The following is a 21,744-nucleotide window of genomic DNA, read 5'->3' as shown; positions in this document are numbered from 1 at the left end:
CGGCATTCGCAAGAATGGCGGCCTCGCATTTCACGATCCATCCCCCATCGCCGGAGAAGGATGGCCGTCCTCTCCGGCGCTTCTTTATCTCACGAAGAAGCCAGAAAATCATAAGACAAGCAATTGCAGGAAAAGTGGGAACCGGTTTTCCGTCCGGAATTGCATAAAAACAAATAGGTAGAGCGTTTCAGGCGATTCCGTTTTCGCCGGAAACGCAATAGTGTGCAATCGCGTTTCTGCCGCCACGCGAAGCAGGCTATAAAGGCTGACGAAAGACCGGAAGGAAGACATGAATCCGTTTGGCGCACGCATCACGCAACTGAGTTTCAAGCGCCTGCCAAACGAGCATGCGGACGTGATGCTGCGCGCCGGTCGGCTCTTCCTGCAATCGCGATCGCGGCGCAAGCCCGTTCCCTATCTCATTGGCGCTGTCATTTTCGGCGTGGTCTGCGGTGTCGGCATCGAGGCCTTCCGGCAATTCGTGCTGGCCCCCTATTTCGGCATCGACACGCTGCCGACGATCCAGGTCGTGGCGTTCGAAATGCTTCCCGTGATGCTGGCGATCGGTGCGGGTGCCGTCATCCAGCGCGAGATCGTGCGGCGGGGGCGGCGCAAGCGTCTGATCGCCTCGCTTGCCGAAAACGTCATGATCGATGTCGATATCTACGAGCGCGGCATGGAGACGAGCACGGGCGGCGTGTTCACCTATTGCAGCTGGCCCGCCTTTCGCGACGTGCAGCTGGAGAAGGCCGCGATCAGCTTCTTCCGCGATGATGCGCTGTTTTCCATTCCGGCCCGCGCCTTCAAGGATCGCAAGGAGTTTGAGGTGCGCGGCCGCGAGATCGTCGATCTGTGGAAGCAGGCAAAGAAAGGCGGTCGCGAGGCGCCTCCCGTGAGCGCAGCTCCGCCACTTGACCTTGCGGGCGAAACGAGGCATTGAGACGCCTCTTTGAAATCCGCCGGGTTCGAACCCCGAACTAGCCGCATCAAAGCGGCCGCCAGAACATACAGACAGAAAGAAAAATGAAAAAACCGACTTCATCGGCTCCCTCGCAGCGCATGCTGCGTGTCGGCGAGCAGGTCCGCGCCGCCATCACGCAGGTGCTTCAGCGCGGCGATGTCCGCGATGCGCTGATCGAGAAGACCGTGATCTCGATCTCGGAAGTGCGCATGTCGTCCGACCTCAAGGTCGCGACCGCCTTCGTGACGCCGCTGGGCGCCACCGATCATGACGAGACGGTTGCGGCGCTGAACCGCAATGCCAAGTTCATCCGTGGCCGCCTTGGCCCGGCGCTTCGCCAGCTGAAATACATGCCCGAGCTGCGCTTCCGCGACGATACCAGCTTCGACAATTACAAGAAGATCGACGAATTGCTCCGCTCGCCGGAAGTCGCCCGCGATCTCGATGAAGACAAGACAGAAGAATAAGCAGACATGTCCAAACCGCGTAAACCCAAGGGTCGCCCGATCTCCGGCTGGCTCGTGCTCGACAAGCCGTTCGATTTCGGCTCCACGGAAGCCGTTTCCAAGGTGAAATGGCTCTTCAAGGCGCAGAAGGCCGGCCATGCCGGCACGCTCGATCCGCTGGCCTCCGGCATGCTGCCGATTGCGCTTGGTGACGCCACCAAGACCGTGCCTTACGTCATGGATGGCCGCAAGATCTATGAATTCACCGTCGCCTGGGGCGAGGAGCGCAACACCGACGATCTGGAAGGCGAGCCGACCCAGACCTCCGATAAGCGTCCGACCGAGGAAGACATCCGCGCGCTGCTGCCGAAATATACCGGCGTGATCGAACAGGTTCCGCCGCAGTTTTCGGCGATCAAGATTGCCGGCGAGCGCGCCTATGACATGGCGCGCGAGGGCGAGACGGTCGATATCCCGGCCCGCGAGGTGGAAATCCACCGCCTGACGCTGCTCAAGGCCGACACGGATCAGGCGCATTTCGAGGTTGAGTGCGGCAAGGGGACCTATGTCCGCTCGCTGGCCCGCGACATGGGCCGCGATCTCGGCTGCTATGGCCATATTGCGGGTCTCCGCCGCACGCTGGTTGCGCCCTTTGGCGAGGAGCGTCTGGTGCCGCTGGAAAAGCTGGTGGCGCTGGAAGAGATCGAAGATGCGGATGAGCGGTTTGCAGCGCTCGACGCCTTCCTGATCGCACCGGTCGAGGCCCTCACAAGCCTGCCGCAGGTGCGCGTCAGCGACGATCAGGTTCGTCGCCTGCGGGCCGGCAATGCGGTGATCCTGCGCGGCCGCGATGCGCCGCTGCCGACGCCCGAGGCCTATGCGACCACCATTTCGGGCGAGCTCGTGGCCATCGGTTCGGTGGAAGAGGGCGAGTTCCGGCCTAAGCGCGTTTTCGGCTGATCCTCAGCCGGCAGGCAATACGAGACAAAAAAGAGGCTGCCGCAATCGCTTGCGGCAGCCTCTGTCGTTTCAGGGATCTGAGTATGTCAGGCCCTGGCGTCGCGGAAATCTGCTTCCGTCAGTTCGTCCGACTTGTTGGCCGGCAGGACGAAGGAGAGCAGGGTGGCGACGATCACGTTGGCGATCACGGCCGTCAGACCGTTATAGAGCGGAATGCCGAGGAAGGCCTTGGAGACCGGCACCCATGACGCGGGTCCATAGGAGAGGTAGGTGCCGAGCGCCAGACCGACGATCAGGCCGGCCAGCAGCGCGCCGCCCTTGTACCAGCGGGTGTAGAGCCCGAAGATGATCGCCGGGAAGATCTGGATCATCCAGACGCCGCCGAGCAGCTGCAGGTCGAGTGCGAACTGCGTCGGCAGGAAGATGATCACGATCAGCGCGCCGATCTTGACCACGAGCGACATGAGCTTCGCGAGAGCCGATTCCTGAGACGGCGACATGTTCTCATTGATGAAGGGGCGCCACAGGTTGCGGGTGAAGGTGTTGGCCGCACCGATCGACATGACGGCTGCCGGCACCAGTGCGCCGATGGCGATCGCTGCAAAGGTGAAGCCGACGAACCAGCTCGGGAACATGGCAAGGAAGAGCTGCGGGACGGCGTCCTGCGGGTTGTCCACCTTGATGCCGGCGGCATGCGCCATGTAGCCGAGCATGGCGATCAGCGCCAGAACCAGCGAATAGGCGGGCAGCGAGATCGCGTTGTGACGGATCGCCTTCGGGCCGGAGGCCGAAAGCACGCCGGTCAGCGAATGCGGATACATGAACAGCGCCATGGCCGAGCCGATGGCGAGGGTCACGAAGGGCCAGATCTGCGAGGGCGCGAGCAGGATGCCGCGGGCAACATTGGGATTGGTCGCAAGCTGTGCCGAGAAATCCTTCTGCGCGCTGTCGAAGATCGCACCATAGCCGCCAAGCTTGGCCGGGATGATGATGACCGCCGCAATCACGAAGATATAGATCATGATGTCCTTGACGAAGGCGATCATGGCCGGCGCGCGCAAGCCGCTGCGATAGGTGTAGACGGCGAGGATCAGGAAGGCGATGGTCAGCGGCAGATGGCCGGCCATGCCCTCATGCGGGAAGCCGAGTGCCTGGATGACCTTTTCCATCCCGACGAGCTGCAGCGCGATATAGGGCATGGTGGCGATGATGCCGGTCAGCGCCACCATGCCTTCCAGCCATTTGTTGCCATAGGCGCCATAGACGAAGTCGGCGCCCGTCAGATAGCCGCGCTTGTGCGTCGCATTCCACAGACGGGGCATCGTCAGGAAGATGAAGGGATAGATCAGGATCGTGTAGGGCACGGCGAAGAAGCCGTAGGCGCCGATTGCATAGACGACCGCCGGAACCGCAATCACGGTATAGGCGGTGTAAAGGTCGCCGCCGAGCAGGAACCAGGTGATCCACGAGCCGAAGCGGCGGCCGCCGAGGCCCCATTCATGCAGCTCGTTCAGGTCGCCCGCCTTCCAGCGCGCGGCGACGAAGCCGAGAATGGTGACGAGGGCGAAGAAGAAGATGAAGACGGCGGTTGCCGTGACATTGATCCCGTTCACAGTTCATCTCCACCGGTTCTGGCGGCAAGCCAGATGAAAATGGACGACACCGGGATGAGCAGCATCAGGAACCAGTAGAAGAACGGAATGCCGAAAAGCATCGGCTCGGATATGTTGTAGAGCCACGTCGCGACGGAGGCGACGCAGGGAATAAGCAGAAGAATGTAACGCAAGGTCTCTCCTCCATGTTGAACGGGACAGCATGTCTTCCGTCCTGGGGCGGAGCGCATGCGATGGGATTGCCGGGGAGGGGCTATGGGCAAAGGCAATGAGGTGACCTGGCCCGCAATCCGCCCCCCGGCCGGATAGCATTTCGATGATCTGAAAACTTATCAAAAAGCAAAATTATCAGTAAGCCGGCCTTAGCTTTCTTTCAAGCGAGTTACATTAAACTTTGGAAAGGTTTCGGCCGGAGGCGGCTGATTCTGCACCCTTTATTCCCGCGGACCCGATTTCTGCTGACAGCGGTCGGTGCTGCCGCTAAAGCGTTCTCGATCAGTTAGAAAGTCGCCTGAAACATTCTGTCCTTCTGCCGGTATTCTGTTCCGAACGAGAAACTGCTTCGCGTCTTCTCCGGAATTGTCTGATGCCGGTCGTGTCCGCATCGAAGAGCCCTGCCGTGTCCAGACCTCACGCCCGCCATTCCCTTGCCATCGTCGCGGCGCTCGGGCTGACGCAGATCGTCGGCTACGGGACGCTCTATTACAGTTTCAGCATTCTGGCGCCGGGGATGGCGCAGGATGTCGGGCTGAGCCGCGAGTCGGTATTCGGGACGTTCTCGGCAGCCCTTCTGGGCGGCGGGCTGGCGGCACCCTTCATGGGTGGCTGGATGGACCGGTTTGGCGCGGCGCGCATGATGGTGCTGGGCTCGGCGCTGTGCGCGGGCCTGCTTCTTGCCTGCGCCTGGTCGCCGGCGGTGTGGTTCTTCATTGCCGCCGTCATTGCGATCCAGGTGGCCAGCGGTCTGGTCACCTATCAGGCGGCCTTTGCCTCGCTGGTCGAGCATGCGCCGCAGAATGCGACGCGCAACATCACCTATCTCACGCTGATTGCGGGCTTTGCGTCGAGTGTGTTCTGGCCGATCACCACCACGCTTGCGGCGCATTTTACCTGGCGCGAGATCTATCTGATCTTTGCCGGATTGAACCTTGTCCTCTGCCTGCCCGTGCATCTCCTGCTGGCGCGGCGCGGCTCGGGACAGGCCGAGCCTGTTTCCGGCGCCGCGACCCATCCGCCCGTCCTCGGCGTGCTCGCGCCGCAGGAGCGCCGGCGCGCGATGATCGTCGTTTCCATTGCCTTTGCACTCTCGGGCTTCTCGCTCTCGTCGATCCTCATTCACATGGTGCCGATGCTGGGCGCCCTGGGGCTCGGCGTCGCCGCGGTTACGGTCAGCGCGCTCTTCGGTCCGGCGCAGGTGGCGAGCCGGCTTGTGAACATGATCTTCGGCGAGCGCCTGCCGCCCACCGGGCTTGCCATGCTGTCTTCGGCGCTGATCGCGCTGGGCGGTATCCTGCTGGCGATCACCGATGGCAATCTTGTCGGAGCCGTCGTCTTCGCACTCTGCGTCGGTCTCGGTTCCGGCATCGGCAGCATCGCGCAAGGCTCCGTGCCGCTTCATCTCTTCGGGTCGCAAGGCTATGGCGCGATTGCGGGGCGGATGACTGCGGCGCGGCTGGTGGCGAGCGCTGCCGCACCCGCCGTCTTTGCGCTTGGCATGGAGCGGCTCGGCATTCCGGTCTCGCTCTTCCTCAATGCCGCGCTCGGCCTGCTCGGCATGGCCTGCTTCGCGCTGGTCGGCCGGGCGCGCAGGCCGCTCGAATAAAGGGGCGCTAGGCCCCGCAGGTTGCGCGGCCAAGCCGCCTCTTCCCTTTCGCAGCGCTTTCCTGTATAGCGCAGCCAGCTTTGGGCAAATTGCCCGAAAGCCTCATGGCCGAAGCTGGACGACATCCCGGCTTGTGGCGTCCGATTACTCCTTAATATGAAAGGATCACACGATGTCGATCACTGCTGAGCGCAAGACGGCCCTCATCAAGGAATATGCAACGTTCGAAGGCGACACCGGCTCTCCGGAAGTCCAGGTTGCCATCCTGACGGAACGCATCAACAACCTGACGGACCATTTCAAGGACCACAAGAAGGATAACCATTCCCGCCGTGGCCTCCTGACGATGGTTTCCAGCCGCCGCTCGCTTCTTGATTACCTCAAGAAGAAGGACGAAGCCCGCTACACCAAGCTGATTGGTTCGCTGGGCATCCGCCGCTAATATGTTGCAAGGCCGGCGAGCCTCACGGTTTCGCCGGCCTTGTCGCACCGCCTAGAGCAATTTCGAGCCGAAAGTGGGAACCGGTTTCGCGCCCCGAATTGCTCAAAACCGAATTGCTCAAAACAAAGAGCGCGGTGTTTTTCAAGAATTCCCTTCCCGTCAACCGGGGTGGGCGCTGGCTGTCCGGATGGGCCGGAATGCCGCAACTTAACCGTTGGCCTGTCATGGGGCAGGATTGCCGGATGCTTTTGGTGGGAATGTCTCACCAGTCGGACCAAAGCTTCCTGTTGTCTTGCCCGTGATGTGCTGCATCAAAAGGCGAAAGCGCGCGTTCCCCGAAGGGGTAGCCGGCTGATCCGCCTTCTATTGAAGGACAAGACATGTTCGAGACTCACAAGGTCGAAATCGAGTGGGCAGGCCGCCCGCTCATCCTCGAAACCGGCAAGATCGCCCGTCAGGCTGACGGCGCAGTTCTCGCCACCTACGGCGAAACCGTCGTTCTGGCGACCGTCGTTTCGGCCAAGTCGCCGAAGCCCGGCCAGGACTTCTTCCCGCTGACCGTCAACTACCAGGAAAAGACCTATGCCGCCGGCAAGATCCCGGGTGGCTATTTCAAGCGCGAAGGTCGTCCGTCGGAAAACGAAACGCTGGTTTCGCGCCTGATCGACCGCCCGATCCGCCCGCTCTTCCCGGAAGGCTACAAGAACGACACGCAGGTTGTCGTCACCGTCGTTCAGCATGACCTCGAAAACAACCCGGACGTCCTGTCCATGGTTGCGACGTCTGCTGCGCTCACGCTCTCCGGCGTTCCCTTCATGGGCCCGGTCGGCGGCGCACGCGTTGGCTACATCAACGGCGAATACGTTCTGAACCCGCATATCGACGAGATGGACGAGTCGACGCTCGACCTCGTTGTTGCCGGCACGTCCGACGCCGTTCTGATGGTGGAATCGGAAGCCAAGGAACTCAACGAAGACGTCATGCTCGGCGCCGTCATGTTCGGCCACCGCGGCTTCCAGCCGGTGATCGACGCGATCATCAAGCTGGCCGAAGTTGCCGCCAAGGAACCGCGCGACTTCCAGCCGGAAGACTATTCCGCGCTCGAAGCCGAAATGCTCGGCCTTGCCGAAACCGAACTGCGCGCTGCCTACAAGATCACTGAAAAGGCTGCCCGTTACGCTGCCGTCGACGCCGTCAAGGCGAAGGTGAAGGCGCATTTCCTGCCCGAGGGCGGCGAAGCCAAGTACACCGCTGAAGAAATCGGCGCGACCTTCAAGCACCTGCAGGCCAAGATCGTTCGCTGGAACGTGCTTGACACCAAGAGCCGCATCGATGGCCGTGACCTCGTCACCGTCCGTCCGATCGTCTCGGAAGTCGGCCTGCTGCCGCGCACACATGGTTCGGCACTCTTCACCCGTGGCGAAACGCAGGCGATCGTTGTCGCCACGCTCGGCACCGGCGAAGACGAACAGTATGTCGACAGCCTGACCGGCATGTACAAGGAACGCTTCCTGCTGCACTACAACTTCCCGCCCTACTCGGTCGGTGAAACGGGCCGCATGGGCTCCCCGGGCCGCCGCGAAATCGGCCATGGCAAGCTCGCCTGGCGCGCAATCCGCCCGATGCTGCCGACGGTGGAACAGTTCCCCTACACGCTGCGCGTCGTCTCGGAAATCACCGAGTCCAACGGCTCTTCCTCGATGGCAACCGTTTGCGGCACCTCGCTGGCGCTGATGGATGCGGGCGTTCCGCTTGCCAAGCCGGTCGCCGGTATCGCCATGGGCCTCATCCTCGAAGGTGACCGCTTTGCGGTTCTCTCCGACATCCTGGGTGACGAAGACCACCTCGGCGACATGGACTTCAAGGTGGCAGGTACTGCCGACGGCATCACCTCGCTGCAGATGGACATCAAGATCGCCGGCATCACCGAAGAGATCATGAAGGTCGCTCTCGGTCAGGCCCAGGGCGGCCGCCAGCACATCCTCGGCGAAATGGCCAAGGCCATTTCCGAAAGCCGCGGCCAGCTCGGCGAGTTTGCTCCGCGCATCGAAGTCATGAACATCCCGGTCGACAAGATCCGTGAAGTCATCGGCTCCGGCGGCAAGGTCATCCGCGAAATCGTCGAAAAGACCGGCGCGAAGATCAACATCGAAGACGACGGCACCGTCAAGATCGCCTCTGCCTCGGGCAAGGAAATCGAAGCGGCCCGCAAGTGGATCCACTCCATCGTTGCAGAGCCGGAAGTCGGCGCGATCTACGAAGGCACGGTCGTCAAGACCGCCGACTTCGGCGCGTTCGTCAACTTCTTCGGCGCACGCGACGGCCTCGTCCACATCTCGCAGCTTGCCGGTGACCGCGTCGCCAAGACGACCGACGTCGTCAAGGAAGGCCAGAAGGTCTGGGTCAAGCTGATGGGCTTCGACGAGCGCGGCAAGGTTCGCCTCTCCATGAAGGTTGTCGACCAGGCAACCGGCAAGGAAGTTCCGGCTGCCGAGAAGAAGTCCAAGGACGAAGGCGACGCTGAATAAGCGTTTGCCATTCCCGATCGGGCGCGGGACCAGTTCCCGCGCCTTTTTTGTTTGAACACGGATTTGACCACCATGGCTCGCGACGCGCTGAAAACCCTCTTCCATCCCTTCGACATCGGAACGCTTGACGCGCCCGGCGCGGAGCAGAAGGCATTGTTCCTCGGGGCTGAAGCGGGCTTTCGCCTGCCGGAAGGTTTTGCAGCCGAGATTGCCTGCGTGCAGGGCTTCCGTCCTGTCTACAATCGTCTGGTCGCTGGCGGGGCTACTGCCACGCCGGACGCACAGGGCAGCGATTACGATCTGGCGCTGGTGCTCTGCGACAAGTTCAAGGGCGGCAACGAGGCCCGCGTGGCAGAGGCGCTGCGGCGCACGAAGCCGGGCGCGATGATCGTCCTTGCAGGTGCCAAGGAAGACGGCATCGAGGCGCTGCGCAAGCGCGTTGCCAAGCTTGGCGTTGCCTGCGATCACATGCCGAAATATCACGGCCAGGCCGTCTGGTTCGTCCGTCCCGAGAATGCCGATGCGCTGGCCGCGACGCTGGCGCCTGAACCGTCGCTGATCGAAGGCCGGTTCCGCACGGCGCCCGGTGTGTTCTCCTATTCCGAGGTGGATGCGGGTTCAGAACTGCTGGCCGGCCGCCTGCCCACCGATCTCGATGGCGCTGCGGCCGATCTCGGTGCCGGCTGGGGCTATCTTTCGGTCATGCTGGCCGATGCCTCGCCGCGTCTCAAGTCGCTCGACCTCTACGAGGCCGACTACGCGGCCCTGCAGATGGCCAAGGGCAATCTGGCCGCCGAACATCCCGGTCTTGCCTCGCATGCCAACTGGCATGACGTGGCAGGCGAGGAGATCAAGGCGAAGTATGACTTCGTCATCATGAACCCACCCTTCCATGAGGGCCATGCCGCAGACCCGGCCCTTGGTCGCGCCTTCGTCAAGCGGGCCGCGGATATCCTCAAGATCGGCGGCAACCTGCTGATGGTGGCCAATCGCGGCCTTCCTTACGAGGACACGCTGGCGACCCTCTTCAAGGCGCATGGCGAGACCTGCCGCAACGCGCGCTACAAGGTCCTTTGGGCGCGCAAATAAGCCCATCTGCCACGCTTTTCTGATCCCTTCAGCCCGCATCTGCCGGGCCGCTGGCGCTCGCAAGCGCTTTGGAAAGCATGACACCTAGACTTTCTAAGATATATGTGCGTCTTAACATTAGACGCCGCTTATTTTACATCTGGGGCTGCCATGCCGGGGGACGCATTTTCAGATCGCTATAGCATCGTGTCCGGAATGGGCGCGGGGCTGGTGGAGTTTGCGCAAGGGTATGGCCTCGATATTCGGCCGGAATGCCGGCGGATCGGGATCGAACCGACACTCTTCAGCTCGATGGTCGAACGGGTGAGCCTCGGGCGCTTCTGTGCGCTTCTGGAATATTGCGCCGATGCGACGAAGGACGAGGCTTTTGGGCTGAAGTTCGGCCTGCAATACAAGGCCGGCTCGACGGGTCCCTTCGGTTACGGATTGATGGCTGCACCGACGCTTGAGCATTTCCTGCGCTTCCAGGCCGAACACATGCAATACAGCGCCCAGACCAGCTACGGGCGGCTGGAGGTCGAGGAGAATTACCTCGTCTATCGCTGGACATTCGCACCCGTCATCGTGAAACGCGACCAGTTTGTCGATCTCGGCATCACGCTGGTCATGCGCCATATCCGCCATCTGTTCGGGGCCAGGACTGCCGCAATCGAGGTCGAGCTGGAGCGCAAGCCGCCCTCCGATCTGCGGTTCTATCGCGAAAACATCGCAAGCCACCTGACATTCGACTGTCGCATCAACAGCATGTGGGTTCCCTCCGGACTTCTGTCCCTGACCAATCCAAATGCAGATCCGAAGCTTTTCGAGCTGATGGACCTGCAATGCCGGCAACTTCGCCCTGAATTGACCGAGGAAGCGGATTTCCGCGAGGAGATGGAGCGCTTCATCCTGTCCCGGATGTCGGAAGACGAAATCACGCTCGCCTCGGCAGCGAGCTTTTTCGGCGTGTCCGAACGAACGCTGCAGCGTCGTCTTGCCGAGCTCGACACGACGCTGAACGAACTGCGCGACGGCCTGCGGCGGCGGCTTGCGGAACATCTGATGACCCAGACGGCGCTCAGCGCGACCGAAGTGTCCTACAGGCTCGGCTATTCCGCCCCCAGCGTCTTTACCCGCTCCTTCCATCGCTGGTTCGGAACGACACCGCGTGAGTACCGAAGCACCAGTCGTGGTCCAGATTTGACGAAAGTCAAAGACAGCGCCTCCCGTTCATAAGATTGTGCGCAAATGTCAAGCGATTGGCACGGTCTGTCAAAGACAGATTGATAAATCCGGTTTATATATTCGCTCATGAGATGCGCGGGTCCAGCTCGGATCGAGCGCATAATTTTTTCGCGCTTTCTAAAGCGCTTTGAAACCGTCTTTTGGAGACTATTGTGACCATTCCTGCGCGCATGGTCGGCGAAAGCGTTTCGCTTGTCGAAACCTTGACCCGGTCGGAACTGAGGTGTCTTGCCCTCACAGGGGCCGGTCATGGCGTGGAATCGATCGCCCGCAAGCTTGCCTTGGCGACGCAGGAGGTCGAGACCCTGCTTTTCTGTGCTGAGCGCAAGCTCGGCGCACAAAACCGCATGCATGCCGTCTGCGTGGCGGATTCGATGAAGGTGATCGACTGCAACGATTAATCCGGGGATGAAAGCGGCGCTTGAAGTTTCTGCGTATCGGCTGTCGGTCGTCTTGATGCCATTGCTGCGTTGACCTGATTGCCATCGCGCCGATGGCGGACCCATCCCACGGAAAAGGCCCGGTCGCTCCCAACGACCGGGCCTCACTCTTTTCAGCAATGCGTTGCAGCGATCAGTCCTGGTCGGACTTCATCAGCTGGTCGAGCACCGGCATGGAGGTGATGTTGTAGCCGGCATCGACATAATGCACTTCGCCGGTGACGCCGCGCGACAGGTCGCTCAGCAGATAAAGCGCCGAGCCGCCGATGTCCTCGATCGAGGCCGTACGGCGCAGCGGCGCGTTCTTCTGGTTCCAGGAATACATGGCGCGTGCGTCCGAAATGCCGGCGCCTGCGAGCGTACGCACCGGGCCTGCCGAGATCGCGTTGACGCGGATGTCGCGCGGGCCGTAATCGGCGGCGAGATAGCGCATCGAGGCCTCAAGCGCTGCCTTGGCAACACCCATCACATTGTAGTTCGGGATCACGCGCTGCGAGCCGTTATAGGTCAGCGTCAGGATCGAGCCGCCCGGGTTCATCATCGATGCGGCGCGCTTGGCGATTTCCGTGAACGAGAAGCAGGAGATCACCATGGTGCGCACGAAATTCTCGCGCGTGGTGTCGGCATAGAGGCCCTTCAGCTCGTTCTTGTCGGAGAAGCCGATGGCATGCACGACGAAGTCGATCGTGCCCCAGCGCTCCTTCAGGGCCGCGAAGACCGCATCTACAGAGGCGATGTCCTCGACGTCGCAGGGCAGCACGATGTCGGAATTGACTTCGGCGGCTAGCGGCTTCACGCGCTTGCCCAGCGCCTCGCCCTGAAAGGTGAAGGCGAGTTCCGCGCCCTGCGCATGAAGCGCCTTGGAAATGCCCCAGGCGATGGAATGATTGTTGGCAACCCCCATGATGAGGCCGCGTTTACCCTGCATGAAACCCGTCATGGAAATTATCCGTTGTAGCGCTGGAAGACCAGCGTGGCATTGGTTCCGCCGAAGCCGAAGGAGTTCGAAAGGACGGTGTCGATCTTCGCATCGTCGATGCGCTTCCGCACGATCGGAACGCCATCGAATTCCGGGTCCAGCTCGGTGATGTGGGCGCTTTCGCCGATGAAGCGGTTCTGCATCATCAGGAGGCCGTAGATGGATTCCTGCACGCCGGCAGCGCCGAGCGAATGGCCCGTCAGCGACTTGGTCGACTGGATGTGCGGAATGCGGTCGCCGAAAACTTCGCGGATCGCGCCGATTTCCTTGCTGTCGCCAACCGGCGTCGAGGTGCCGTGGGTGTTGATGTAGTCGACTTCGCCCTGCACGGTCTTCAGCGCCTGGCGCATGCAGCGCATTGCGCCTTCGCCCGAGGGAGCGACCATGTCGTAGCCGTCGGAGGTGGCGCCATAGCCGGTGATTTCGGCGTAGATCCTGGCGCCGCGGGCCTTGGCGTGTTCGAGTTCTTCGAGAACCAGAACGCCGGCGCCGCCGGCAATCACGAAGCCGTCACGCGAGGCGTCATAGGCGCGCGATGCGGTTGCGGGCGTGTCGTTATACTTGGAGGACATGGCGCCCATGGCATCGAAGAGGTTCGACATGGTCCAGTCGAGGTCTTCGTGGCCGCCGGCGAACATCATGTCCTGCTTGCCCCACTGGATCATCTCTGCGGCATTGCCGATGCAATGCGCCGAGGTCGAGCAGGCAGACGAGATCGAATAGTTGACGCCGTGGATCTTGAACCAGGTGGCAAGCGTGGCAGATGCGGTCGAGGACATGGCCTTCGGCACGGCAAACGGGCCGATGCGCTTCGGGCTCTTGTTGGCGCGGGTGATGTCGGCTGCTTCCACGACCTGGCGGGTCGAGGGGCCGCCGGAGCCCATGATGATGCCGACACGCTCGTTTTCGGCATAGTCGCCTTCGACGAGGCCGGCATCGGCAATCGCCTGCTTCATGGCGACATGGTTCCAGGCACCGCCCTGCGACAGGAAGCGCATGGCGCGACGGTCGACCATCTCGGCCAGCTGTTCGGCGCCCAGCGTCGGGCGGCCCCAGACCTGGCAGCGGAAGCCGTGTTCAGCGAAGTCCGGCGATGCGCTGATGCCGGAACGGGCATCCTTCAGCGACTGCGTGACCTCGTCAGCATTGTTGCCGATCGACGAAACAATTCCGAGACCCGTGATGACGACCCGTCTCATGTATCCTTACCTTCTTCTAACCGGAAGCATGAAAGGCCGTGATCTGGCCTTTCCTCCCTCGTGTCTTCGGCACGACGCTTTGCCGCGCGCGAGATTGACTGCCGCCCAAATGCGGCCCAATTCAGCATCTGACGGGGCGTCAGGCTGCCTTTTCCTTGAAAAGCCCCACACGAAGGTCAGCGGCCTTGAAGACCTCGACACCGTCGGCCTTCACCCAGCCATCGGCAATGCCGAGCACGAGGCGGCCGCGCATGACGCGCTTGAAGTCGATGCCGAATTCGACCAGCTTCGTCTCAGGCGTGATCTGGCCGGTGAACTTCACCTCGCCGGTGGAGATGGCGCGGCCCTTGCCGGGCTCGCCGAGCCAGCCGAGATAGAAGCCCGTGAGCTGCCAGAGCGCATCGAGGCCGAGGCAGCCCGGCATCACCGGATCGCCTTCGAAATGGCAGGGGAAGAACCAGAGATCGGGCGTGATGTCGAATTCCGCACGCGCGAAACCCTTGTCGTTCGGACCGCCTGTTTCGGAGATTTCGGTGATCCTGTGCAGCATCAGCATCGGCGGCAGCGGCAATTGCGCATTGCCCGGGCCGAACATCTGCCCGTGCGAGCAGGTCAAAATCTCTTCGTATGTAAAACTGGACTTCCTGGAGGTCATCAAATGCAGGTCCCTAATTCCGTCTGCGAACCGCGTTCTTGGTTCAGCCGCGACATTGCCCACCTTGCATAAGGCTCAGGAGGATATCGCTCCGGAAGCCTCTAGCAAAAAAATCTACGCGGGGGAAACTCCCAAGGCCCGGATACGGCGCGCGCTGCCTCATATGGCGCTTGGCGCTGGACCTTGCAATTCCCCCAATCGGGCTTTCGCCCTTGCCGGCCACGATACCAGCTTCATTGTGCGGTTTCTTAGTCGAGTTGCAAGCCTGCAGCCAGTACTGTTTTCGTGTTGATGCGCTTAACGACAGGTTTTTGCGGCCTTCGGCTGACATGAAGCGGTTGCAACGGCGTCGGCGGCGCGATATATGATAAACAGTAGTGAATTCGTCCACTTTTATACCGATGTAGCAAGACGGCTTGAGACGCATGAACCCTTCGATGCTTCCTGATACCGAAAGCAGGCTGCGCCACTCCGGCTTGCGGCCGACGCGGCAGCGGATTGCGCTTGCGGATTTGCTGTTCGCCAAGGGCGACCGCCATCTGACGGCCGAAGAGCTGCATGAAGAGGCGACCTTTGCGGGCGTGCCGGTGTCTCTGGCGACCGTCTACAACACGCTGCACCAGTTCACCGAAGCCGGCCTGCTGCGCGTGCTCGCCATCGAGAGCGCCAAGACCTATTTCGACACGAATGTCTCCGACCATCATCACTTCTATGTCGAAGGCGACAGCGAAGTCGTCGATATTCCGGTGAGCAATCTCGAGATCAGCAACCTGCCGGAGCCGCCGGAAGGCATGGAAATCGCCCATGTCGACGTGGTCATCCGTCTGCGCCGCAAGGCGACGCGCTGATCTGCTGAAGCGGTTCGCTTGCTGGACCTCGCCTCAATCTTTTCCTCATTGATCCGAAAATCTGAAGCCTGCTTTTAGCAAGGCTCAATAGCCGTGGCCGGACTTATCGGCGCATGGACGGAATTTCGTCCGGATGGCGCCCGGGTCGCTGGCGGTAGCCGGTAAGGCGCCAGCCGAATTTCAGCGCGCCGCCACGGATGATGAAGGCGACCAGCGCGGCGATGGCCGCCGACAGCGCATGCGACAGATCAAGCTGGACAAGGGCCGTATAGGCGCCGGCGCCGGCAAGGGCTGCCGTCACATAGATCTCGGGCCGGAGGAGGACGGAGGGTTCTCCCGTCAGCAGGTCGCGCAGGATGCCGCCGAAGGCGGCGGTGAGCACGCCGGTGACGATGGCGACGGTCGGCGAGCCTGACGCTTCCAGTCCCTTCTGCGCGCCGATCACGCAATAGGCCGCCAGTCCGATCGCGTCGAGCCAGAGCAGCCAGACATAGCGCGATTCCAGCAGATGCGCGGTAAAGAACAGCAGCACGGCGACGCCCGTGCAGACCATGATGTAGATCGGATTGACGACCCAGAAGACCGGCACGTTGCCGAGGATCAGGTCCCTGAGCGTTCCGCCGCCGACCGCCGTGACAATAGCCAGAAACAGGAAGCCGATGATGTCCATCTGCTTTCGCGATGCCGACAGGGCGCCGGTCGCCGCGAAAACGGCGATGCCCGCATAGTTCAGGATATCGGCGAAACCCATGAAGCCCTCCCAGCTGCGGCCCGTCTGTCTGCAACATAGGTGTCTGAGCTTCCGTGAGGCTTGAGCCGGGCTATTTCAGACTTCGTTGATAAACGTTTAAGCCGAATCCGAGTTTTGTCGAAAATCGGACCATCATTCAAATTTTTCGGATCGTGGAAGGAGGATGTTAATCCCCTCACATCTATAAAAAGCCATCTGTCAGCACGGAAGTTGAACTCGTCATGCGCATTCATGGCTCTTTGAAGTCGATGGCCGGCCGTTTGGCGGGCAACAAGCAAGGCAATTTCGGGATCCTTTCCGCGATTCTGATACCCGTGATTCTGGGGGCTGTTGCCGTCAGCCTCGATATCTCCAAGCTTCTTTCGGACAAGTCGAAGCTTTCCGAGTCGCTGGACGCAGCATCGCTTGCGACAGCCTCGGCGCTGACCAATGGCGACATCACGACGTCGCAGGCGCAGAATTTCGCCATGCGCATTGCCTCCGGCCAGATTTCGTCGACGCTTTCGGATGCGCAGGTGAAGGAACTGAAGGCTTCGCTGGTTGCTACGGTCACGAGCCAGGGCAGTGGCAACAAGAAGGACTACACCGTCAAGGTGACCGGCAAGTTCACGTCGCAGATGCTGGCCTTCTCCGCGTTTCATTCCGCCGGCAACCGCACGGTGGGTGGAAGCAGCACGGCGACGAGCCAGGCGCAGACGGCGACAGCGCTGTCGCTTTATCTGGTGGTCGACCGGTCGGGTTCCATGTCATGGCCGACCAACACCCAGGATACAAGCCAGCCCAATGGCTGCTGGCAGTATTTCGAAGACAACTGGCCCTACCAGTCCTACGGCAAGCCTTGCTACATCAACAAGATGTCGTCGCTGAAGACGGCGGCGGCAGCCCTGTTCGATCAGATGGACTCGATCGAGTCGGTCGATACGACCAATTCTCTCGTCCGCACCGGCGTCGTCTCGTTCAATGACCAGACGCAGACGCCTTCCAACCTGGCCTGGGGCACGAAGTCTTCTCGCGACTATGTGACAGCACTGCCGGCCAATCCGACCGGCGGCACCGACATGACCGGCGGCATGAGCACGGCCAACTCCGCGCTGAACGCCGCGACAGAGGCGAGCACGCAGACCTCCAAGGGCAACAAGCAGTTCAAGAAGTTCATCGTTCTCATGACGGACGGCGAAAACACCGGCAACAGCGGCAACTGGAATCCTGCACTCGACAGCAAAACGCTGGCGACCTGCACCGCCGCGCGTAGCGCAGGCGTCATCATCTTCACGGTCGCCTACATGGCGCCGCCGAACGGAGAGGCGTTGCTGAAGTCCTGCTCAGGCGATGCCTCGAACGCCTACAAGGCGTCCGATATGCCCAGCCTCATCAGGGCCTTCAGCGATATCGGCGGCAAGGTGGCGAATCAGACGACGCGCATGACCAACTGATCCGAAGGCATCGATTGGCGGCGCGTTCCGTCTTGAAATCCCCACATGACGCCACCAGTTTACCCTCCATCGGAAACCCGCATGGAGAGACGGCGTGAACAAGACTTTCGTGAAATGGACGACCTACGGCATCCTGGCGCTTGTGGCGGCATCGATGGTGGCCGTCGACCTTTTGTCAGTTGTCGCTGTGGAGTGAGCGTGCGCAGCGCGCTCATTTAACACGCCTGACACGTTGCGCGGTCAATATCGTGTTCATGGTCCGGAGAAGGTTTGGTGGAGCTAAGCGGGATCGAACCGCTGACCTCTTGCATGCCATGCAAGCGCTCTCCCAGCTGAGCTATAGCCCCATCCTTGCGAGCCTTTCGGCTGCGAGCCCGGGATTGGGGTCCCGGAAGGTGGCGGCTTGATAACGCTGCAAATTCGCGTTGGCAAGCCCCAAATTCGAAAGGCCGGAATTTTTTCTTCTGGCCTTGTCTCCGCCCCGCGAACATCAGCGTCCTGCGGGGCGAAATTCTTGCAAATCAGACTTCGTCTTCGTCGCTGTTGACGCTGATGATGCCCGACATGTCGTCGTCTTCGTCATCTTCATCGGCTTCGAGGAAGGTGTCGTCGTCATCGTCGTCGAGTTCGACGTCGTCGTCGCCCAGATCCGGCAGGTCTTCGGTCGCGCCTGCTGCTTCGTCATCGGCGTCCTCGAGAGAGACGAGCTCGATTTCCGTGTTCTCGGTATCGACCTCTGCGACGTCTTCCTCTTCTTCCTTTTCCATCAGCGCGCTGACCTTCGTCTCTTCGAAGAAGGAGAGCGGATAGGACTTGCCCGTGTAGGGCGAGACGATCGGGTCGCGGTTCAGGTCATAGAATTTGCGGCCCGTATCCGGGTCGACACGTTTCGTGCCAAGTTCTGCTTTCGCCACGGTTAAACCTCGTGTTTCGCCATCTCGTGTCCGGTCATGCCAGACTGGCGGTTGAGACGAAATAAAATCAAGCCGGTCCCTTACTCATCTTGCCGCCGCCTGTCAAAGCCAATCTTGCGAGGCCAAACCTGCGCACCTCGCGAGAAGTGCGAATTGCCTAAAAACCGAACGTTAATCTTCACGATTTATAAATGGTCTGAGGTCCGATCGCCGCCATGCGTCTTTCGTGGCGGACCAGGCGTTCAGTCCATGCCGTTGCGGGTTGTTTCCGTCCCGTGTGTCGTCGGCATGTTTGTATGGAGTAGTGACGATGCGTTGGGTGTTTCTGGCATGTCTGCTGGTTCTGGCAGGCTGCGCGAGCGTGCCGCGGCATACGACGAATGCCTGCGCGCTCTTTGACGAGAACGACGGCTTCTTCAACAACTGGCGCGATGCGACCAGAAAGGCGGAGGCCCGCTGGGGTGTCCCGGCGCCGATCCTGCTTGCCACGATCTACACCGAATCCGGTTTCCGCTCCACCGCCCGCCCGCCGCGCAGGAAGCTGCTCGGCTTCATTCCGTGGTCGCGCCCGTCGACCGCCTATGGCTATTCGCAGGCGCTCGACGGCACCTGGTCGCATTACGTGGCCGAAACCGGCCGCCTGACGGCGCGGCGCACCAGCTTTGCCGATGCGGTCGACTTTGCCGGCTGGTTCCACCGCAAGAGCTACGAGACGAACAGGATCGCACTCAACGATCCCTACAATCTCTATCTCGCCTATCATTCCGGGCAGCAGGGCTATGCGCGGCAGAGCTATGTCGGCAATGCCGAGGCGCTCAATGGCGCGCAGCGCTTCACCAAGATCGCCTATCGCTATGCGGCACAGCTGAGAACCTGCCCGAACTGAAAACGGGATCATCAAATCGCCATTTTCGGGCAGCACCTTCATTTTCAGAGGCCGCCGCCTGCGGCCCATACGGCGCGAAACCGTCCCCCTTAATTGTTCGCGCCAATCGCGGCGTCATCGCCCCATGAAGCCGCGCCACATACCCGGCCGCAACGGAAAAGCCCCCTCCGTTGCGGCCAATTTCTTTTCATGATCAATGGCTTGTGAGTTGCACGGCGCAGGGGGCAGGGCACCTTCCGGTCACCTCCGGATTACCAATTTGTAATCCCCGCGACCTTGAAAAGCCACATTCTGACGGCCATTTTGGACCTGTCGGCGATTGATCACGCCGCTGTCTGACAAACGGCCTGTCCCCCGCCTTTGTCAGACGTGGACAAAGACCTCATCCCCCCTCTCCGGGTCTTTGTCCCCAAATCGCAAGCCGCCATGGCGTCCCCCTCCAGGCCATGGCGGCTTTTGCGTTTTCAGGCTTCCCCGCATGATTTAGCCGCCCCTCAAGTTGCATAGCCTGCTTTGGTTCTGATTGCCGCGAATCGCTGCCTCGTCTATCAATTCGGGCATGGCCTTCGACCTCACCAGTTCCGCGACCTATCTTTCGAGCCTGCTGGCGCGCGGCTTTGCCCGGTCGTTTCAGGAGCGGGCGGCGAGCCTTGGCTTTTCTCCCGGCCAGTATCCGATCCTCGTTGCCCTGTGGGCGGAGGATGGGCTGACACAGCGCCAGCTCGTCGACCGGCTCGACATCGAACAGGCGACCATGGCCAACACGCTGACCCGCATGGAGCGCGACGGGCTGGTCGAGCGGCGGCCGCACCCGAGCGACAAGCGGGCGCAATTGCTGTTCCTGACCGATCGTGCCAGGGCGATGCAGGAGGAGGCGGAGCAGGCGGCGCGGGCGGCCGAGGATGCGATGTTTTCCGGTTTCCGGCGTTTCGAGCGGGAGCTTGTGCTGGAATACATGCGCTGGCTGGTCGAAAACGCCCGCAAGCTGGAGGAAGACCCGCAGACGCTGCCCGGTCCGATTTCGGAAAGAAAACAGATTCCTGTCTGAGCCATTGTCGGCTAAGGTCGCGTCCAACTCACCTGCCCAATAACTTCGGATATCCATCATGGCTCAAATCGACAACGTGCTGTCCCGCGCGGATGAAAACCTGCCCTCAAGCCTCGAGCGGCTTTTCGAACTCGTCCGCATCAAGTCGATCTCGACCGATCCCGCCTTCAAGGACGAATGCCGCAAGGCCGCGGACTATCTCGTCTCGGTGCTGACCGGTCTCGGTTTCGAAGCCTCGGTGCGCGATACGGCCGGCCATCCGATGGTCGTGGCGCATCATGCCGGCGCCAAGGCCGACAGCCCGCATGTGCTCTTCTATGGTCACTATGACGTTCAGCCGGTTGATCCGATCGAGCTCTGGGAGACAGATCCGTTCGAGCCCTCGATCAAGGAAGACGCCTCGGGCCGCAAGATCATCACCGGTCGCGGCACGTCCGACGACAAGGGCCAGCTGCTCACCTTCGTGGAGGCCGTGCGCGCCTACAAGGACATCAACGGTGCGCTGCCTGTCCGGGTGACCATCCTGTTCGAAGGCGAGGAAGAATCCGGTTCCCCGTCGCTGAAACCCTTCCTCGAAGCCAACAAGGCCGAGCTGAAGGCGGATTTCGCGCTTGTCTGCGATACGTCCATGTGGGACGCCGAGACACCGGCCATCTCTGCCGGCCTTCGCGGTCTCGTCGGCGAGGAAATCGTCGTCAAGGCAGCCAGCCGCGATCTGCATTCGGGCTATTACGGTGGCGCTGCTGCCAACCCGATCCACATTCTTTCGGACATTCTGGCCGGCCTGCATGACGAGACCGGCGCCGTGACGCTGCCGGGCTTCTATGACGGTGTTGAGGAAACGCCGGACGACATCAAGGCGAAGTGGGACGAGCTTGGCCGCACGGGCGAGGATTTCCTCGGTGCGATCGGTCTCTCGATCCCGTCGGGCGAAAAGGGTCGCTCGATCCTGGAGCTCACCTGGGCGCGGCCGACGGCGGAAGTCAACGGGATCATCGGCGGCTATACCGGTGGCGGCTTCAAGACGGTGATTGCGGCGCAGGCCTCGGCGAAGGTTTCGTTCCGCCTCGTCGGCAAGCAGGTGCCTGCAAAGATCCGCGAGAGCTTCCGCGCCTATGTGAAGTCGCGCGTCCCGGCCGATTGCTCGGTCGAGTTCCACGAGCATGGCGGTTCACCGGCGATCCAGCTGCCTTACGATTCGCCGCTGCTCAACAAGGCGCGCGAGGCGCTGTCGCAGGAATGGCCGAAGCCGGCGCTGATGATCGGCATGGGCGGGTCGATCCCGATCGTCGGCGATTTCCAGTCCATGCTGGGCATGCAGTCGCTGCTCGCAGGCTTTGCGCTGGCGGACGACCGCATCCACTCGCCGAACGAGAAGTACAATCTCGAATCCTATCGCAAGGGCATCCGCTCCTGGATCCGCATCATGGATGCGCTTGCGGCCTGAAACCCGCAAGTTTCGCCGTTTGAGACGTGTTTTCGACAGGGGCTGGCCTCGGGCCGGCC

General features: G+C 61.4%; 21 protein-coding genes and 1 tRNA gene. 14 read left to right on the top strand and 8 right to left on the bottom strand.

The genetic code is table 11. From position 1 onward, the window contains the following. The first annotated feature begins 289 nt into the window (after positions 1 to 289). From LQK84_RS23090 to truB, 3 genes are all read left to right on the top strand, one after another. Entirely contained in the window at positions 290 to 940 is a 651-nt protein-coding gene (locus LQK84_RS23090; protein WP_230831154.1) for a hypothetical protein, read from the top strand. Between the two features lie 83 nt (positions 941 to 1,023). Next, on the top strand, positions 1,024 to 1,428 hold the full coding sequence (rbfA, locus tag LQK84_RS23085; protein ID WP_230831153.1) for a 30S ribosome-binding factor RbfA: 405 nt from the start codon (positions 1,024 to 1,026) through the stop codon (positions 1,426 to 1,428). A gap of 6 nt (positions 1,429 to 1,434) precedes the next feature. Continuing rightward, positions 1,435 to 2,367 (top strand): tRNA pseudouridine(55) synthase TruB, encoded by a 933-nt coding sequence (truB, locus tag LQK84_RS23080; protein WP_230831152.1) that lies wholly within the window; start codon positions 1,435 to 1,437, stop codon positions 2,365 to 2,367. An 86-nt stretch (positions 2,368 to 2,453) separates the two neighbouring features. Here truB and mctP read toward each other — a convergent pair whose 3' ends face one another. Continuing rightward, positions 2,454 to 3,980 carry a monocarboxylate uptake permease MctP gene (gene mctP / locus LQK84_RS23075; RefSeq protein WP_230831151.1) on the bottom strand — a complete coding sequence of 509 codons (1,527 nt, stop codon included), beginning with the start codon at positions 3,978 to 3,980 and terminating at the stop codon, positions 2,454 to 2,456. After that, positions 3,977 to 4,153 (bottom strand): DUF3311 domain-containing protein, encoded by a 177-nt coding sequence (locus LQK84_RS23070; protein ID WP_230831150.1) that lies wholly within the window; start codon positions 4,151 to 4,153, stop codon positions 3,977 to 3,979. The genes mctP and LQK84_RS23070 overlap by 4 nt, the downstream gene beginning before the upstream one ends. Before the next feature lie 446 nt (positions 4,154 to 4,599). On the opposite strand from LQK84_RS23070, the gene arsK reads away from it, so the two are divergent. The 6 genes from arsK (at position 4,600) to LQK84_RS23040 (ending at position 11,486) form a co-directional block, all read left to right on the top strand. Next, complete coding sequence (arsK, locus tag LQK84_RS23065; RefSeq protein WP_230831149.1) at positions 4,600 to 5,802, top strand: arsenite efflux MFS transporter ArsK; 1,203 nt, start codon at positions 4,600 to 4,602, stop codon at positions 5,800 to 5,802. Between the two features lie 172 nt (positions 5,803 to 5,974). Continuing rightward, on the top strand, positions 5,975 to 6,244 hold the full coding sequence (gene rpsO / locus LQK84_RS23060; RefSeq protein ID WP_230831148.1) for a 30S ribosomal protein S15: 270 nt from the start codon (positions 5,975 to 5,977) through the stop codon (positions 6,242 to 6,244). A gap of 380 nt (positions 6,245 to 6,624) precedes the next feature. Then, positions 6,625 to 8,772: a polyribonucleotide nucleotidyltransferase gene (gene pnp, locus LQK84_RS23055; RefSeq protein ID WP_230831147.1), complete on the top strand. Its 2,148-nt coding sequence runs from the start codon at positions 6,625 to 6,627 to the stop codon at positions 8,770 to 8,772. A 72-nt stretch (positions 8,773 to 8,844) separates the two neighbouring features. Then, the gene (locus LQK84_RS23050) at positions 8,845 to 9,861 is read left to right on the top strand and encodes a class I SAM-dependent methyltransferase (protein ID WP_230831146.1); all 1,017 of its coding nucleotides are present in this window, start codon (positions 8,845 to 8,847) and stop codon (positions 9,859 to 9,861) included. Between the two features lie 150 nt (positions 9,862 to 10,011). Continuing rightward, the gene (locus LQK84_RS23045) at positions 10,012 to 11,076 is read left to right on the top strand and encodes an AraC family transcriptional regulator (protein ID WP_230831145.1); all 1,065 of its coding nucleotides are present in this window, start codon (positions 10,012 to 10,014) and stop codon (positions 11,074 to 11,076) included. A 161-nt stretch (positions 11,077 to 11,237) separates the two neighbouring features. Further along, on the top strand, positions 11,238 to 11,486 hold the full coding sequence (locus LQK84_RS23040; RefSeq protein WP_230831144.1) for a LuxR C-terminal-related transcriptional regulator: 249 nt from the start codon (positions 11,238 to 11,240) through the stop codon (positions 11,484 to 11,486). A gap of 172 nt (positions 11,487 to 11,658) precedes the next feature. Here LQK84_RS23040 and fabI read toward each other — a convergent pair whose 3' ends face one another. From fabI to fabA, 3 genes are all read right to left on the bottom strand, one after another. After that, positions 11,659 to 12,465 (bottom strand): enoyl-ACP reductase FabI, encoded by an 807-nt coding sequence (gene fabI / locus LQK84_RS23035; RefSeq protein ID WP_230831143.1) that lies wholly within the window; start codon positions 12,463 to 12,465, stop codon positions 11,659 to 11,661. A 5-nt stretch (positions 12,466 to 12,470) separates the two neighbouring features. Next, positions 12,471 to 13,703: a beta-ketoacyl-ACP synthase I gene (gene fabB / locus LQK84_RS23030; RefSeq protein WP_230831142.1), complete on the bottom strand. Its 1,233-nt coding sequence runs from the start codon at positions 13,701 to 13,703 to the stop codon at positions 12,471 to 12,473. Between the two features lie 139 nt (positions 13,704 to 13,842). Next, the gene (gene fabA / locus LQK84_RS23025) at positions 13,843 to 14,358 is read right to left on the bottom strand and encodes a 3-hydroxyacyl-[acyl-carrier-protein] dehydratase FabA (protein WP_230831141.1); all 516 of its coding nucleotides are present in this window, start codon (positions 14,356 to 14,358) and stop codon (positions 13,843 to 13,845) included. A gap of 437 nt (positions 14,359 to 14,795) precedes the next feature. Here fabA and irrA point away from each other — a divergent pair, with 437 nt between their 5' ends. Continuing rightward, complete coding sequence (irrA, locus tag LQK84_RS23020) at positions 14,796 to 15,206, top strand: iron response transcriptional regulator IrrA (RefSeq protein WP_230831140.1); 411 nt, start codon at positions 14,796 to 14,798, stop codon at positions 15,204 to 15,206. A 103-nt stretch (positions 15,207 to 15,309) separates the two neighbouring features. Here the strand turns inward: irrA and LQK84_RS23015 are convergent, their stop codons facing one another. Next, entirely contained in the window at positions 15,310 to 15,957 is a 648-nt protein-coding gene (locus tag LQK84_RS23015; RefSeq protein WP_230831139.1) for a trimeric intracellular cation channel family protein, read from the bottom strand. Between the two features lie 221 nt (positions 15,958 to 16,178). Between LQK84_RS23015 and LQK84_RS23010 the strand changes: the two genes are divergently transcribed. Beyond that, positions 16,179 to 17,390, top strand: a complete 1,212-nt coding sequence (locus LQK84_RS23010; protein WP_230831138.1) for a vWA domain-containing protein — start codon at positions 16,179 to 16,181, stop codon at positions 17,388 to 17,390. Between the two features lie 271 nt (positions 17,391 to 17,661). On the opposite strand, the gene LQK84_RS23005 is transcribed toward LQK84_RS23010, so the two are convergent. Beyond that, positions 17,662 to 17,737 (bottom strand) — tRNA-Ala (locus LQK84_RS23005). 174 nt (positions 17,738 to 17,911) lie between these two features. Next, positions 17,912 to 18,304 (bottom strand): TIGR02300 family protein, encoded by a 393-nt coding sequence (locus tag LQK84_RS23000; RefSeq protein ID WP_230831137.1) that lies wholly within the window; start codon positions 18,302 to 18,304, stop codon positions 17,912 to 17,914. A gap of 310 nt (positions 18,305 to 18,614) precedes the next feature. On the opposite strand from LQK84_RS23000, the gene LQK84_RS22995 reads away from it, so the two are divergent. The 3 genes from LQK84_RS22995 (at position 18,615) to LQK84_RS22985 (ending at position 21,685) form a co-directional block, all read left to right on the top strand. Continuing rightward, complete coding sequence (locus LQK84_RS22995) at positions 18,615 to 19,190, top strand: transglycosylase SLT domain-containing protein (protein ID WP_230831136.1); 576 nt, start codon at positions 18,615 to 18,617, stop codon at positions 19,188 to 19,190. A gap of 559 nt (positions 19,191 to 19,749) precedes the next feature. Next, entirely contained in the window at positions 19,750 to 20,238 is a 489-nt protein-coding gene (locus tag LQK84_RS22990) for a MarR family winged helix-turn-helix transcriptional regulator (RefSeq protein WP_230831135.1), read from the top strand. A 58-nt stretch (positions 20,239 to 20,296) separates the two neighbouring features. After that, positions 20,297 to 21,685, top strand: coding sequence for a M20/M25/M40 family metallo-hydrolase (locus LQK84_RS22985; RefSeq protein ID WP_230831134.1), 1,389 nt, complete (start codon positions 20,297 to 20,299; stop codon positions 21,683 to 21,685). Positions 21,686 to 21,744 lie beyond the last annotated feature (59 nt).

The organism is Rhizobium sp. C4, from assembly GCF_021026315.1.
Taxonomy (GTDB): domain Bacteria; phylum Pseudomonadota; class Alphaproteobacteria; order Rhizobiales; family Rhizobiaceae; genus Ensifer_A.
The sequence above is the reverse complement of the archived record's forward strand: the minus strand, read 5'-3'. Positions and strand labels throughout refer to the sequence as shown.

Excerpts from the sequence above, each read along its gene's own strand:
- LQK84_RS23050 (WP_230831146.1), top strand. The coding sequence starts at position 8,845 with ATGGCTCGCGACGCGCTGAAAACCCTCTTCCATCCCTTCGACATCGGA.
- truB (WP_230831152.1), top strand. The coding sequence starts at position 1,435 with ATGTCCAAACCGCGTAAACCCAAGGGTCGCCCGATCTCCGGCTGGCTC.
- LQK84_RS22990 (WP_230831135.1), top strand. The coding sequence starts at position 19,750 with ATGGCCTTCGACCTCACCAGTTCCGCGACCTATCTTTCGAGCCTGCTG.
- LQK84_RS23015 (WP_230831139.1), bottom strand. The coding sequence starts at position 15,957 with ATGGGTTTCGCCGATATCCTGAACTATGCGGGCATCGCCGTTTTCGCG.
- LQK84_RS23045 (WP_230831145.1), top strand. The coding sequence starts at position 10,012 with ATGCCGGGGGACGCATTTTCAGATCGCTATAGCATCGTGTCCGGAATG.
- fabI (WP_230831143.1), bottom strand. The coding sequence starts at position 12,465 with ATGACGGGTTTCATGCAGGGTAAACGCGGCCTCATCATGGGGGTTGCC.
- LQK84_RS23010 (WP_230831138.1), top strand. The coding sequence starts at position 16,179 with ATGCGCATTCATGGCTCTTTGAAGTCGATGGCCGGCCGTTTGGCGGGC.
- rpsO (WP_230831148.1), top strand. The coding sequence starts at position 5,975 with ATGTCGATCACTGCTGAGCGCAAGACGGCCCTCATCAAGGAATATGCA.
- LQK84_RS22985 (WP_230831134.1), top strand. The coding sequence starts at position 20,297 with ATGGCTCAAATCGACAACGTGCTGTCCCGCGCGGATGAAAACCTGCCC.
- irrA (WP_230831140.1), top strand. The coding sequence starts at position 14,796 with ATGCTTCCTGATACCGAAAGCAGGCTGCGCCACTCCGGCTTGCGGCCG.
- fabA (WP_230831141.1), bottom strand. The coding sequence starts at position 14,358 with ATGACCTCCAGGAAGTCCAGTTTTACATACGAAGAGATTTTGACCTGC.
- pnp (WP_230831147.1), top strand. The coding sequence starts at position 6,625 with ATGTTCGAGACTCACAAGGTCGAAATCGAGTGGGCAGGCCGCCCGCTC.
- rbfA (WP_230831153.1), top strand. The coding sequence starts at position 1,024 with ATGAAAAAACCGACTTCATCGGCTCCCTCGCAGCGCATGCTGCGTGTC.
- LQK84_RS23090 (WP_230831154.1), top strand. The coding sequence starts at position 290 with ATGAATCCGTTTGGCGCACGCATCACGCAACTGAGTTTCAAGCGCCTG.
- LQK84_RS22995 (WP_230831136.1), top strand. The coding sequence starts at position 18,615 with ATGCGTTGGGTGTTTCTGGCATGTCTGCTGGTTCTGGCAGGCTGCGCG.
- fabB (WP_230831142.1), bottom strand. The coding sequence starts at position 13,703 with ATGAGACGGGTCGTCATCACGGGTCTCGGAATTGTTTCGTCGATCGGC.